Raw genomic sequence first — 13,236 nt, forward strand, 5'->3', positions numbered from 1 at the left:
TCTTACAACCGAGAGAAATCATTGAAAAGTGCAAGCCCCATTAACAACACCAGCAAAATCGCGCCAATGCGGTAACTAAAGTCTTGAACCCGCTCGGATACCGGCCCGCCCTTCAGCTTTTCAATCGCCAGGAACAGCAGATGCCCCCCGTCAAGAACGGGCAGCGGAAACAGGTTGATTATCCCTAAGTTCACGCTGATAAGCGCAAGAAACATCAGGTAATAAATGCCCCCAAATTCCGCTGACATCCCAGCCCCCTGAGCGATAGAAATCGGCCCACTGAGGTTGTTCAGTTTCACATCACCGGTTATCAATTTTCCCAGCATACTGACCGTCAGCTTCATCAACTGCCACGTCTTGTCCGTGGCTTCGAGGATGGCGCTGAATGGCCCATACTGGCGTACAGTCTTGTACTCATCCGGCAGAGGAATAATTTTAGGCACAACACCCGCAAAACCTTCTGCCTTTCCGTTAACCGGCTTTGTATCCGGGATTAACGTCAAAGACAAGGAACTCCCCTGCCTTTCAATTTCCAGCGCTAACGGCTTATCTGGATTGTTGCGCACAAGCGTCACAAACGTCATCCATTGCGTTAACGACTGACCATCGACTTTAACGATCCTGTCGCCTGCTTGCAAACCCGCCTTACTTGCAGCGGAGTTCGCTTGCACTTCTGACAGCACCGGTTCGATCTGTGGACCACGCGGCCGAATCCCTAAAGAAGATACAGGATCTTCTTTGTCTGGCTCAAATGCCCAGTGGCGCAAATCTAACGTTTTATCCTGGCGCTGATTACTGCCGAACGGCGCCACGCTGATTGTCGTACGCTCATCGCCGATTTTGGACACCAGCTGTAAGCGCACCGCATCCCAATCAGGGGTTTCGATGCCATCAATGGCTTTAAGTTCCGTACCAGGAAGAATTTGCGCCTGGGCGGCAATCGAGTTGGGTGTTATTTCACCAACCACCGGACGAACGCCAGGGACGCCGATGATAAAAACCAGCCAGTAGGCAAAAATAGCGAAAAGAAAATTTGCAATCGGACCTGCGGCGATAATCGCCGCCCGCTGTCCCACGGTTTTATTGTTGAAAGCGTGGTGGCGCAGTTCCGGCACAACCGGCTCAGCGCGCTCATCCAGCATTTTGACGTAACCGCCGAGGGGAATCATGGCGATCACATATTCCGTACCGTATCGATCGGTACGCCGCCAAAGCGCTTTCCCAAAACCGATAGAAAAGCGCTCGACACGAACACCGCAGCGCCGGGCAACCCAGAAATGACCAAATTCATGCACGGTGATAAGCACACCCAGTGCGACGATGAATGCAGCCAGATTCCAGAGAATACTCAGCATAAAACCTTCCGTTAGAGTGTCCTGAATACCAGTAACAACAGGCAAGCAAAGACCGGTACTGCCGCCGTCAGGCTATCAATACGATCCAGAATACCACCATGCCCTGGGATCAAGTGACCACTGTCCTTAATTCCTGCTTCACGCTTAAACATGCTCTCAGTCAGATCGCCCAGCACTGACGCCAGGGCCGCGATGACAGAACAAATCAGTAAGGTTGAAGGCGCAACATCCAGATTCGCCCACATGCCGTAACCCCATGAAATCACGGCGGCAGTCGCGAGTCCGCCAATAAAGCCCTGCCAGGTTTTACCAGGAGAAACCTTTGGCGCAAGTTTATGTTTGCCGAACAGTTTGCCAAACATATATGCCCCGGAGTCTGCCCCCCAGACGAGGATCATGACATAGAGCAGCCATATGGCGCCACTGTAATGATTCTCATCATAGTGCCAGGCGCGCAGCGCCAGCATTCCCCAAAAAAAAGGAATGATGGTTAACACCCCGAAAATTACGCGTAATGTCTTTGAATTACGCCAGATCGCCGCCGAACCGGGATAAAATAACACCAGTAATAATGCAACGACCCACCAGCCCAACGACGCCCAAAGCGAAACCTCAACAAGCGGTTGATGAATGTTGCGGTGATATTCAGGCAGCAAAAACAGCATCAGCGCCAGCAATAACCCGCACAGCACCGCCAGCCAGACCCGCTGAGTACGCGTGGTAAAACCGCTTAACTGTCCCCATTCCCAGGCGGCCAGCATACAAACGACCAGCGTGACAATGGCGAACCCCACCGGCGGAAGTAAAAAAAGCGCCGCGATGACAACGGGTATTAAAACAAAAGCAGAAATCAGGCGATACTTCAGCAAAAGCGACCCCCATCAGGCTTTTTCATCACCGGGCTCGGTGCCGCCGAAACGACGCTCTCGATTGGCAAAGGCATGCAGCGCCCCTTCAAAGTCTTGTTCATCGAAATCGGGCCAAAGAACATCAGTAAAGTAAAGTTCGGCATAGGCAATTTGCCAAAGCAAAAAGTTACTAATGCGATGCTCTCCCCCAGTCCTAATTACTAAATCTACAGGAGCCAGTTCATGCATACAGATTTTCTGGTTTAGCATCTCTTCGTCAATCTGATCAGGGCGCAGCAGTCCTTCCTGCACCTGTTCTGCCAGTTGCCTGACTCCCTGGACAATATCCCAACGTCCGCCATAATTCGCCGCGATATTCAGCGTCAGCCCGGTATTCTGGGCGGTAAGCGCTTCAGACTTGCGAATACGGTCTTGCAAACGCGAGTTAAATCGACTGGTGTCGCCAATAATGCGCAGGCGAACGTTATGGCGATGCAGGCTTTTTACTTCGCTATCCAGCGCCCACACGAACAGCTCCATTAACGCACTCACTTCCTGCGCTGGTCGGTTCCAGTTCTCACTGCTAAAGGCATACAGCGTTAACGCATCAATACCGTTGTTGGCAGCGAAAGATACGGCCCGACGGACGGATTTTGCTCCGGCCTTATGCCCAAAGGCGCGAATCTTCCCTTGCTTTTTCGCCCAGCGGCCATTGCCATCCATAATGATTGCTACATGGCGACAGCCATGTGCTGGCAAATTTTCGCTTAATGGTTGAGTTGCAGACAACATAACGCGTTTTTAGTCCCTGAAAGGATTTAACGGTACTCAGGAATACTGAAGCCTTTTGCGCTTCATCCTTCAGGCTGCCTCTTCGTTGGCTATGAATGATGCAACCTGAATGATTTTGTGCATCCACAAAAAAGCCGTGTCAAACCACGGCTTACCTGACCGCATAAAGCCAAATATCTGCGATCGGGTGGCGCAGACTATATCACTGAAGCCCAACGCTAACAAATAGCACGATCCTGTGTAGAGGGATTATCATCAGCTTGCGAGTCGCATCACCTGTTTTCTGGCGACGTCACGCGCGACGGCATCAACCCTGAGAACGTCGTCAACGCTTCCCGGTTCCTGCAAATCCATTTTCTCCAGCACAGATAAATTGAGCTCAGCAATATCTGTAAAGCGAATCTCTTCAGCCAGAAATGCGGCGACGGTGATTTCATTCGCCGCATTCAGCGCGGTTGTCGCGGCCTGACCTTGCTCAAACGCGTCCATCGCCAGTTTCAGGCACGGATAGCGCTGATAGTCCGGCGCAGAGAACGTCAACGCACTGAGCTTGCAAAAATCGAGCGGCTTCACGCCAGAGTTCACGCGATTCGGCCACGCCATCGTATGCGCGATTGGCGTACGCATATCCGGCTCCCCCAGTTGCGCCAGAACGCTGCCGTCCTGATAACGCACCATTGAGTGAATAACCGACTGCGGGTGAATCAACACGTCCATCTGGCTTGCGCTGGCGTTAAACAACCAACGCGCTTCAATGTATTCCAGACCTTTATTCATCATGGTGGCGGAATCGACGGAAATTTTTCGTCCCATAGACCAGTTCGGATGACGACATGCCTGATCGGGCGTCATGGCCGCCAGATCGCACAATGGCGTTTCACGAAAAGGGCCACCAGACCCGGTAAGCAAAATCGACATCACGCCATTTTGCTCCAGCTCAGCGTATCCCAGATCGTTTTGAATAGGTTGGGGCATACTCTGAAAAATCGCGTTATGTTCGCTATCTACCGGTAAAAGCCGGGCTTTACTGCGTTTCACCTCGTCCATAAACAGACGCCCGCAGGTAATCAGCGACTCTTTATTGGCAAGCAGGATGGTTTTACCGGCGCGAATCGCCGCAAGCGTAGGCAGCAGACCTGCCGCGCCCACGATAGCCGCCATCACCTGATCGACCTCATCCAGCGCAGCCATATCGCAGGCGGCCTGTTGTCCGCTCAGGACGTCAGTGCGGCTTCCATGTTCCAGAAGCGCAGTTTTCAGCCGTTGAGCGCTCTGTTCATCGTCCATCACCGCATAACGCGGCGAAAACTCCAGGCACTGCTCTACCATACGGGTGACATTTTTACCCGCAACCAGCGCGACAACACGGAAGCTTTCAGGATTATGGCGCACCACATCCAGCGTGCTGCAACCAATAGAGCCGGTCGAGCCCAGAATGGTTAGTTGCTTCATGAAACGTCCAGAAGAATTGAGACAGGATAGAAAGCAAAACGCCGCCCGGAAGACCCGTCAGGGTCAACCAGCGGCGTTTTAGTCGTACAGGAAAATCAGAACTGCATCAGTTCCGCTTCTTTTTCCGTCAGCGCCGCATCAACTTTCTTGATGGCAGCGTCAGTCAGTTTCTGTACTTCGTCCTGAGAACGGCGATCGTCATCTTCGCTGATCTCTTTATCTTTCAGCAGCGCTTTTACTTTGTCGTTCGCATCACGGCGTACGTTACGCACGGCAACACGCGCCTGCTCTGCTTCGCCACGAACGATTTTGGTCAGGTCTTTACGACGTTCTTCAGTCAGCGGCGGCAGCGGAACACGGATATCGCTACCCGCAGAACTCGGGTTCAGGCCGAGGTCAGAAGCCATAATCGCTTTCTCAACCGCCGGGCTCATGGAGCGATCGAACACGTTGATTTTCAGCGTGCGGGAGTCTTCTACCGTTACGCTCGCCAGCTGACGCAGCGGAGTCGGCGTGCCGTAATATTCGACGACAATGCCATCCAGCAGGCTGGGAGAAGCACGACCCGTGCGAATTTTGCTGATTTGGTTTTTAAACGCTTCAACGCATTTTTCCATGCGTACTTCAGCATCTTTTCTGATATCGCTAATCACGTTACGAATCCTTGAAAACTAGTCTCAGTCGACCAGACAATCACACAATACACTTCATCCTTCAGGCTGCCTCTGCGTTGGCTGCGAACGTTCTTCCCTGTCACGTACCGATGTACGCGCCTCGGGATTCACGCTCTTGCCGCCGTGATGCAGCATGAATGATTTCGTGTATACAGAGTATGCTCAGTATAGTCTCGTTTAATTCATGCCACAGGATATATAAATCCTGCCGGGTAAAGGCGAATCTTACCCGGAATTGGCCATCACGGGAATTATTCCGTGATTAAAGTCCCTTCTTTTTCGCCCATCACGACGCGACGCAGCGCGCCCGGCTTGTTCATATTGAAGACACGAATTGGCAATTTGTGGTCACGAGCCAGCGTGAACGCGGCCAGATCCATCACTTTCAGCTCTTTATCCAGCACTTCGCCGTAGGTGAGTTGCTCATACATCGTGGCGGACGGATCTTTGGCCGGGTCCGCAGTAAATACGCCATCGACTTTCGTGGCTTTCAGCACCACATCCGCTTCAATTTCGATACCGCGCAGGCAAGCCGCAGAGTCGGTGGTGAAGAAGGGGTTGCCGGTGCCCGCAGACAGGATAACCACACGGTTATTACGCAGCAGACTAATGGCTTCTGCCCAGCTGTAGTTGTCACACACGCCATTCAGCGGAATAGCGGACATCAGGCGGGCGTTCACATAGGCGCGGTGGAGCGCATCGCGCATCGCCAGACCGTTCATCACGGTGGCCAGCATGCCCATGTGGTCGCCCACAACGCGGTTCATACCCGCTTTCGCCAGACCAGCACCACGGAACAGGTTACCGCCACCAATCACCACACCAACCTGAATGCCCAGTTCCACCAGTTCTTTGATTTCCTGAGCCATACGATCCAGTATGCTTGCATCAATACCGAAGCCTTCCGAACCCTGCAAAGCTTCGCCACTCAATTTAAGCAGAATACGTTTATAGACGGGTTTTGCATTGGTAGCCATGTTTCTTTCCTGAGACTGTCAACGATTGAGATGAGTTAATTCCGGCGACATTGTATGTCGCTTTTCAGCGCAGCCACTATAGGGGTTGGCTGAATTTACAAGATGGACGCAAAAAGAAGCCGCCCTCAGGCGGCTCCTTTTCGACAATTAAGACTGCTTGGACATCGCAGCAACTTCTGCTGCAAAGTCAGTCTCAACTTTCTCGATGCCTTCGCCCACTTCAAAGCGGATGAAGCCAGTTACGTCGGCGTTGTGCTCTTTCAGCAGTTGACCAACAGATTTGCTCGGTTCCATAACGAAAGGCTGACCGGTCAGAGAAACTTCGCCGGTGAATTTCTTCATGCGGCCTTCAACCATTTTCTCTGCGATTTCTTTCGGCTTACCAGACTGCATCGCGATATCCAGCTGTACCTGGTATTCTTTCTCTACCACTTCAGCAGACACGTCTTCCGGCTTAACGAACTCAGGCTTGCTTGCAGCAACGTGCATTGCCAGCTGTTTAACCAGCTCTTCGTCAGCGCCTTTAGCCGCAACCAGAACACCGATGCGCGCACCGTGCTGGTAAGAACCCAGAACGTCGCCTTCCAGGGAAGCAACACGGCGAATGTTGATGTTTTCACCGATTTTTGCCACCAGAGCAACGCGCTCTTCTTCGAACTGTGCTTTCAGCACGTCAACGTCAGTGATTTTGCCAGCAACAGCGGCGTCCAGCACTTTGTCAGCAAATGCCTGGAAACCAGCATCTTTAGCAACGAAGTCAGTCTGGCAGTTAACTTCCAGAATGATGCCGTAGTTGCCGTCGATTTTGGTTTTGATCACGCCGTCAGCAGCAACGTTGCCTGCTTTTTTCGCTGCTTTGATCGCACCGGATTTACGCATGTTTTCGATTGCCAGCTCGATGTCGCCATTCGCTTCAGTCAGTGCTTTTTTGCAATCCATCATGCCTGCGCCAGTACGCTCACGCAGCTCTTTTACCAGGGATGCGGTAATTTCAGCCATTCTAAAATCCTCGGAAGATTTGATCTGCCCGGCATCAAACCGCACAGATTTAAAAGTGAAAAAGGGGCCTAAAGGGCCCCTAACCAAACGTGATACTACCTGGTTTATAAGGGGGCTCGAACGAGCGTGCCTTATTATTCAGCTTCTACGAAGCTTTCTTCCGCCTGAGAAGCCAGATCCTGAGAACGGCCTTCACGAACGGTTGCAGCTACAGCGCCCAGGTACAGGCTAACAGCACGGATTGCGTCGTCGTTACCCGGGATAACGAAGTCAACACCGTCCGGATCAGAGTTGGTATCAACGATAGCAAATACCGGGATACCCAGGTTGTTTGCTTCTTTGATAGCAATGTGCTCGTGGTCAGCATCGATAACGAACAGTGCGTCCGGCAGGCCGCCCATGTCTTTGATACCGCCCAGGCTGTTTTCCAGTTTCTCAAGCTCACGAGTGCGCATCAGCGCTTCTTTTTTGGTCAGCTTTTCGAAAGTACCGTCCTGAGACTGAGTTTCCAGGTCTTTCAGACGTTTGATGGACTGACGAACGGTTTTCCAGTTAGTCAGCATACCGCCCAGCCAGCGATGGTTCACGAAGAACTGGTCGCAGCTGTTAGCAGCGTCTTTCACCGCTTCGCTTGCAGCACGTTTAGTACCAACGAAAAGGATTTTACCTTTGCGAGAAGCAATCTTGTTCAGTTCAGCCAGCGCTTCGTTGAACATCGGTACCGTTTTCTCAAGGTTGATGATGTGAACTTTGTTACGCGCACCGAAGATGAACGGCTTCATTTTCGGGTTCCAGTAACGGGTCTGGTGACCGAAGTGAACACCAGCCTTGAGCATGTCGCGCATGGAAACAGTTGCCATGATTAAAACCTCTATATATAAAAGTTGGGGTTATGCCTCCACGTATCCCATATTACCGACCCCAAAGGGCACCCCGGAATATGTGCCGATACGTGTGTGTTGTTACACAAAGTGAGATTTGTCGCTTCAGTCCATCTTGTGTAGTCTTCGAATGGAACGGAAGTCCGGCGCGCTTTATACCACAAATACGCCGCAGACACCAATAATTGTTGGCTCGATGTGCTGTTAATGATTCTCAATTTGGCAGGCTACGCTTTGGACTGATACCATTGACAGCACTTACACAATTATTGTCGAAATAATCGACACCGATGGACAGAATTCATGGCTATCTCAATCAAGACCCCTGAAGAAATCGAAAAAATGCGCGTCGCTGGCCGCCTGGCCGCTGAAGTGCTGGAGATGATCGAACCGTATATCAAACCGGGCGTCAGCACCGGGGAACTGGATCGCATCTGCAACGACTACATCGTCAATGAACAACACGCGATCTCCGCTTGCCTCGGCTACCACGGTTATCCGAAATCCGTTTGTATCTCCATTAATGAAGTGGTGTGCCACGGTATCCCGGACGACGGCAAATTGCTGAAAGACGGCGATATCGTCAATATCGACGTAACCGTAATTAAAGATGAATACCACGGCGATACGTCGAAAATGTTTATCGTCGGCAAACCGACGATTCTGGGCGAGCGCCTGTGCCGTGTAACCCAGGAAAGCCTGTATCTGGCGCTGCGAATGGTCAAACCGGGCATCCGTCTGCGCACGCTGGGCGCGGCCATTCAGAAATACGCGGAAGGCGAAGGTTTCTCTGTCGTTCGCGAATATTGCGGTCACGGTATTGGTCGCGGCTTCCATGAAGAACCGCAGGTTCTGCACTACGATGCGGACGACGGCGGCGTGGTACTGCAACCGGGAATGACATTCACCGTTGAACCGATGCTGAACGCCGGTGATTACCGCATCCGCACCATGAAAGACGGCTGGACGGTAAAAACCAAAGACAGAAGCTTGTCTGCACAGTACGAGCATACTATTGTGGTAACCGAAAACGGCTGTGAAATTCTGACGTTACGCAAGGATGACACCATCCCGGCGATTATCACGCACGACGCATAAACTTTTGCCTGATGGCGCTACCGCTTATCAGGCCTACAATCAGCGTTTACCCGTAGGCCGGATAAGGCGTTAACGCCGCATCCGGCTTTTTAATGGGTGGCGCATAATGAATACTCTTCCTGAACAGCACGCGAATACGGCTCTCCCCACCCTACCCGGCCAACCGCAAAATCCGGGAGCCTGGTCGCGTGACGAGCTTACCGTCAGCGGAATTAAAGCCCACATTGATATTTTCCAGCAGTGGCTGGGAGACGCTTTTGACAGCGGGATTTCCGCAGAGCAATTGATTGAAGCCCGCACCGAATTTATCGACCAGCTGCTGCAACGACTGTGGATCGACGCCGGATTCGGGCAAATTGCCGATCTGGCCCTGGTGGCCGTCGGCGGCTATGGCCGGGGCGAGCTGCATCCGCTTTCCGACATTGACCTGCTCATCCTGAGCCGTAAAAAGCTGCCCGACGCTCAGGCGCAAAAGGTCGGGGAACTGCTGACCTTACTGTGGGATGTGAAGCTGGAAGTCGGGCATAGCGTGCGCACACTGGAAGAGTGTCTGCTGGAAGGGCTGTCGGACTTAACCGTCGCCACCAATCTGATTGAAACACGTCTGCTGATCGGCGACGTGGCGCTTTTTCTGGAGCTGCAAAAGCATATTTTCAGTGAAGGCTTCTGGCCGTCGGAGAAATTTTTCGCCGCCAAAGTCGAAGAACAAAACCAGCGCCACCAGCGCTATCACGGCACCAGCTATAACCTTGAACCCGATATTAAAAGCAGCCCCGGCGGCCTGCGTGATATCCACACCCTGCAATGGGTGGCCCGCCGCCACTTCGGCGCAACGTCTCTCAATGAGATGGTCGGCTTCGGCTTCTTAACCCAGGCAGAACGCGCCGAGCTAAACGAGTGCCTGCATATTTTGTGGCGCATTCGCTTCGCGCTGCACCTGGTGGTCAGCCGTTACGACAACCGCCTGCTGTTCGACAGGCAGCTCAGCGTTGCCCAGCGGCTCAACTACACTGGCGAAGGCAACGAGCCGGTTGAACACATGATGAAAGACTATTTCCGGGTCACGCGTCGGGTCAGCGAACTGAACCAGATGCTATTGCAACTGTTTGATGAAGCGATCCTCGCCCTGCCCGCCGATGAAAAACCGCGCCCGATTGATGACGAGTTTCAACTGCGCGGCACGCTGATCGACCTGCGCGATGACGATCTGTTTATCCGTTCACCGGAAGCGATCCTGCGGATGTTTTATACGATGGTGCGTAATAGCACCATCACTGGCATCTATTCCACCACGCTGCGCCATCTGCGCCATGCCCGCCGCCACCTGACCCAGCCGCTGTGCTACATCCCGGAAGCGCGCTCTCTGTTTCTCAGTATGCTGCGTCATCCGGGTGCCGTCAGCCGCGGTTTGCTGCCAATGCATCGCCACAGCGTGCTTTGGGCTTACATGCCGCAATGGTCGCATATCGTCGGCCAAATGCAGTTCGACCTGTTCCATGCCTACACGGTGGATGAGCACACCATTCGCGTGATGCTGAAGCTGGAAAGTTTCGCCAAAGAAGAGACCCGCCAGCGCCATCCGCTGTGCGTCGATCTCTGGCCGCGCCTGCGGCAACCGGAACTGATCCTGATCGCGGCGCTGTTCCATGATATCGCCAAAGGGCGCGGCGGCGACCACTCGGTACTGGGCGCGCAGGACGTGCTCAAATTTGCCGAACTGCACGGCCTGAACTCACGCGAAACGCAACTGGTCGCCTGGCTGGTACGCCAGCACCTGCTGATGTCGGTTACCGCCCAGCGGCGCGATATCCAGGACCCAGAGGTCATCAAACAGTTCGCCGAAGAGGTGCAAACGGAACACCGTCTGCGCTTCCTGGTATGCCTGACGGTCGCTGACATTTGCGCCACTAACGAAACGCTGTGGAACAGCTGGAAGCAAAGTCTGTTGCGCGAACTGTACTTCGCCACCGAAAAACAGCTACGTCGCGGCATGCAAAACACGCCGGATATGCGCGAACGCGTGCGCCATCATCAGCTTCAGGCGCTGGCGCTGCTGCGAATGGACAATATAAACGAAGAGGCGCTGCATCAAATCTGGACACGCTGCCGCGCTAACTATTTCGTGCGCCATAGTCCGAATCAGCTGGCCTGGCATGCGCGTCATCTGTTACAGCACGATCTGACCCGACCGCTGATTCTGGTCAGCCCGCAGGCCACGCGCGGCGGAACGGAGATCTTCATCTGGAGTCCTGATCGCCCTTATCTGTTTGCCGCCGTTTGCGCAGAGCTGGACAGGCGCAATCTGAGCGTTCATGACGCGCAAATCTTCACCACCCGCGACGGCATGGCGATGGATACCTTTATTGTGCTGGAGCCGGACGGCAGCCCTCTCTCCGCCGACCGTCACGAAGCCATCCGTTTTGGACTGGAGCAGGCAATTACCCAGAGCAGCTGGCAGCCTCCGCAGCCGCGTCGCCAGCCGGCCAAACTGCGCCACTTTACCGTCGATACCGAGGTCACTTTTCTGCCTACTCACACCGACAGAAAATCGTTCCTTGAACTTATCGCTCTCGATCAGCCGGGCCTGCTGGCGCGGGTCGGGCAAATTTTTGCCGATCTGGGAATTTCGCTTCATGGCGCCCGAATTACAACCATTGGCGAGCGAGTAGAAGATTTATTCATAATCGCGACAGCCGACCGGCGTGCCCTTAATAATGAGCTACAGCAGGAAGTGCATCAACGGTTGACAGCGGCCCTCAATCCAAACGATAAAGGGTAGTGTGTTTATTCATATGGAAAGAGTTTAACAATGCAGCAGTTACAGAACGTTATTGAGTCCGCTTTCGAGCGCCGTGCCGACATCACTCCGGCGAATGTAGATACCGTGACCCGCGAAGCGGTTAACCAGGTCATTTCTCTGCTGGATTCCGGTGCGCTGCGTGTGGCAGAAAAGATTGATGGCCAGTGGGTGACTCACCAGTGGCTGAAGAAAGCGGTTCTGCTCTCTTTCCGTATTAACGATAACCAGGTTATCGACGGTGCGGAAAGCCGCTACTTCGATAAAGTACCGATGAAATTCGCCGACTATGACGAAGCGCGCTTCCAGAAAGAAGGCTTCCGCGTAGTGCCGCCTGCCGCTGTGCGTCAGGGCGCGTTTATCGCACGCAACACTGTGCTGATGCCATCCTACGTAAACATCGGCGCATTCGTTGATGAAGGCACGATGGTAGATACCTGGGCGACCGTAGGTTCCTGCGCGCAGATTGGTAAAAACGTACACCTGTCCGGCGGCGTCGGCATTGGCGGCGTACTGGAACCGCTACAGGCAAACCCGACAATCATCGAAGATAACTGCTTCATCGGCGCGCGTTCTGAAGTGGTTGAAGGGGTGATCGTTGAGGAAGGTTCCGTGATCTCTATGGGCGTGTACATCGGTCAAAGCACCCGTATTTACGATCGCGAAACGGGCGAAATCCATTATGGCCGCGTACCGGCAGGCTCCGTTGTGGTTTCCGGCAACCTGCCGTCGAAAGACGGCAAATACAGCCTGTACTGTGCGGTCATCGTGAAAAAAGTTGACGCGAAGACGCGCGGCAAAGTCGGGATCAACGAGCTGTTACGTACCATCGACTAACAATGATTTGAAAAAGCGGGCTGAGCCCGCTTTTTTTACATCTGTGGCTGGCGGAAAGAGAACTTTTCGTTAATTATTCATAGGTTATGTTGAGATGAAGGGTACCGCTATGTATGACAATCTGAAAAGTCTGGGCATTACCAATCCTGAAGAAATCGATCGTTACAGCCTGCGGCAAGAAGCCAACAACGATATCCTGAAAATCTATTTCCAGAAGGATAGAGGCGAGTTCTTTGCCAAAAGCGTAAAGTTCAAATATCCCCGCCAGCGTAAAACCGTCGTCGCCGATGGTATCGGACAAGGTTACAAAGAGGTGCAGGAGATCAGTCCTAACCTGCGCTATGTGATCGATGAACTGGATCAGATCTGCCAGCGCGATCGCACGGAAGTCGATCTCAAACGTAAGATCCTGGATGATTTACGTCATCTGGAAAGCGTAGTCGCCAACAAGATCAACGAAATCGAAGCGGATCTGGAAAAACTAACGCGTAAGTAAGCTGTGTGTTGCCGGATGGCGGCGTGTTAC

At 53.1% G+C, this 13,236-nt stretch carries 12 protein-coding genes; 4 read left to right on the top strand and 8 right to left on the bottom strand.

Going from position 1 to position 13,236, the window contains the following annotated elements:
• Positions 1 to 2: 2 nt before the first annotated feature.
• The 8 genes from rseP to rpsB form a co-directional block, all read right to left on the bottom strand.
• On the bottom strand, positions 3 to 1,355 hold the full coding sequence (rseP, locus tag OGV79_RS00125) for a sigma E protease regulator RseP (protein WP_012133981.1): 1,353 nt from the start codon (positions 1,353 to 1,355) through the stop codon (positions 3 to 5).
• A gap of 11 nt (positions 1,356 to 1,366) precedes the next feature.
• Positions 1,367 to 2,224, bottom strand: coding sequence for a phosphatidate cytidylyltransferase (cdsA, locus tag OGV79_RS00130; RefSeq protein WP_012133982.1), 858 nt, complete (start codon positions 2,222 to 2,224; stop codon positions 1,367 to 1,369).
• A 12-nt stretch (positions 2,225 to 2,236) separates the two neighbouring features.
• Complete coding sequence (ispU, locus tag OGV79_RS00135; protein ID WP_024130686.1) at positions 2,237 to 2,995, bottom strand: (2E,6E)-farnesyl-diphosphate-specific ditrans,polycis-undecaprenyl-diphosphate synthase; 759 nt, start codon at positions 2,993 to 2,995, stop codon at positions 2,237 to 2,239.
• A 255-nt stretch (positions 2,996 to 3,250) separates the two neighbouring features.
• On the bottom strand, positions 3,251 to 4,447 hold the full coding sequence (gene ispC, locus OGV79_RS00140; RefSeq protein WP_012133985.1) for a 1-deoxy-D-xylulose-5-phosphate reductoisomerase: 1,197 nt from the start codon (positions 4,445 to 4,447) through the stop codon (positions 3,251 to 3,253).
• Positions 4,448 to 4,542: 95 nt separating this feature from the next.
• Entirely contained in the window at positions 4,543 to 5,100 is a 558-nt protein-coding gene (gene frr / locus OGV79_RS00145) for a ribosome recycling factor (RefSeq protein ID WP_024130687.1), read from the bottom strand.
• Positions 5,101 to 5,372: 272 nt separating this feature from the next.
• A complete protein-coding gene (pyrH, locus tag OGV79_RS00150) occupies positions 5,373 to 6,098 on the bottom strand; it encodes a UMP kinase (RefSeq protein WP_012133987.1) in 726 nt (241 codons plus the stop codon).
• Between the two features lie 147 nt (positions 6,099 to 6,245).
• On the bottom strand, positions 6,246 to 7,097 hold the full coding sequence (gene tsf, locus OGV79_RS00155) for a translation elongation factor Ts (protein ID WP_024130688.1): 852 nt from the start codon (positions 7,095 to 7,097) through the stop codon (positions 6,246 to 6,248).
• A gap of 134 nt (positions 7,098 to 7,231) precedes the next feature.
• Positions 7,232 to 7,957: a 30S ribosomal protein S2 gene (gene rpsB / locus OGV79_RS00160; protein ID WP_012133990.1), complete on the bottom strand. Its 726-nt coding sequence runs from the start codon at positions 7,955 to 7,957 to the stop codon at positions 7,232 to 7,234.
• A 324-nt stretch (positions 7,958 to 8,281) separates the two neighbouring features.
• Between rpsB and map the strand changes: the two genes are divergently transcribed.
• The 4 genes from map to OGV79_RS00180 all read left to right on the top strand — a co-directional run bounded on the left by map (position 8,282) and on the right by OGV79_RS00180 (position 13,206).
• Positions 8,282 to 9,076, top strand: a complete 795-nt coding sequence (gene map / locus OGV79_RS00165) for a type I methionyl aminopeptidase (RefSeq protein WP_012133991.1) — start codon at positions 8,282 to 8,284, stop codon at positions 9,074 to 9,076.
• 106 nt (positions 9,077 to 9,182) lie between these two features.
• A complete protein-coding gene (glnD, locus tag OGV79_RS00170; protein ID WP_047458818.1) occupies positions 9,183 to 11,855 on the top strand; it encodes a bifunctional uridylyltransferase/uridylyl-removing protein GlnD in 2,673 nt (890 codons plus the stop codon).
• 30 nt (positions 11,856 to 11,885) lie between these two features.
• Positions 11,886 to 12,710: a 2,3,4,5-tetrahydropyridine-2,6-dicarboxylate N-succinyltransferase gene (gene dapD, locus OGV79_RS00175; RefSeq protein ID WP_012133993.1), complete on the top strand. Its 825-nt coding sequence runs from the start codon at positions 11,886 to 11,888 to the stop codon at positions 12,708 to 12,710.
• Between the two features lie 109 nt (positions 12,711 to 12,819).
• Complete coding sequence (locus OGV79_RS00180) at positions 12,820 to 13,206, top strand: DUF3461 family protein (RefSeq protein WP_024130689.1); 387 nt, start codon at positions 12,820 to 12,822, stop codon at positions 13,204 to 13,206.
• Positions 13,207 to 13,236 lie beyond the last annotated feature (30 nt).

Source organism: Citrobacter sp. CK185, from assembly GCF_030333565.1.
In the GTDB taxonomy this organism is placed as follows: Bacteria; Pseudomonadota; Gammaproteobacteria; order Enterobacterales; family Enterobacteriaceae; genus Citrobacter_B; species Citrobacter_B koseri.

Excerpts from the sequence above, each read along its gene's own strand:
- OGV79_RS00180 (WP_024130689.1), top strand. The coding sequence starts at position 12,820 with ATGTATGACAATCTGAAAAGTCTGGGCATTACCAATCCTGAAGAAATC.
- map (WP_012133991.1), top strand. The coding sequence starts at position 8,282 with ATGGCTATCTCAATCAAGACCCCTGAAGAAATCGAAAAAATGCGCGTC.
- glnD (WP_047458818.1), top strand. The coding sequence starts at position 9,183 with ATGAATACTCTTCCTGAACAGCACGCGAATACGGCTCTCCCCACCCTA.
- ispC (WP_012133985.1), bottom strand. The coding sequence starts at position 4,447 with ATGAAGCAACTAACCATTCTGGGCTCGACCGGCTCTATTGGTTGCAGC.
- ispU (WP_024130686.1), bottom strand. The coding sequence starts at position 2,995 with ATGTTGTCTGCAACTCAACCATTAAGCGAAAATTTGCCAGCACATGGC.
- rseP (WP_012133981.1), bottom strand. The coding sequence starts at position 1,355 with ATGCTGAGTATTCTCTGGAATCTGGCTGCATTCATCGTCGCACTGGGT.
- rpsB (WP_012133990.1), bottom strand. The coding sequence starts at position 7,957 with ATGGCAACTGTTTCCATGCGCGACATGCTCAAGGCTGGTGTTCACTTC.
- pyrH (WP_012133987.1), bottom strand. The coding sequence starts at position 6,098 with ATGGCTACCAATGCAAAACCCGTCTATAAACGTATTCTGCTTAAATTG.
- dapD (WP_012133993.1), top strand. The coding sequence starts at position 11,886 with ATGCAGCAGTTACAGAACGTTATTGAGTCCGCTTTCGAGCGCCGTGCC.
- tsf (WP_024130688.1), bottom strand. The coding sequence starts at position 7,097 with ATGGCTGAAATTACCGCATCCCTGGTAAAAGAGCTGCGTGAGCGTACT.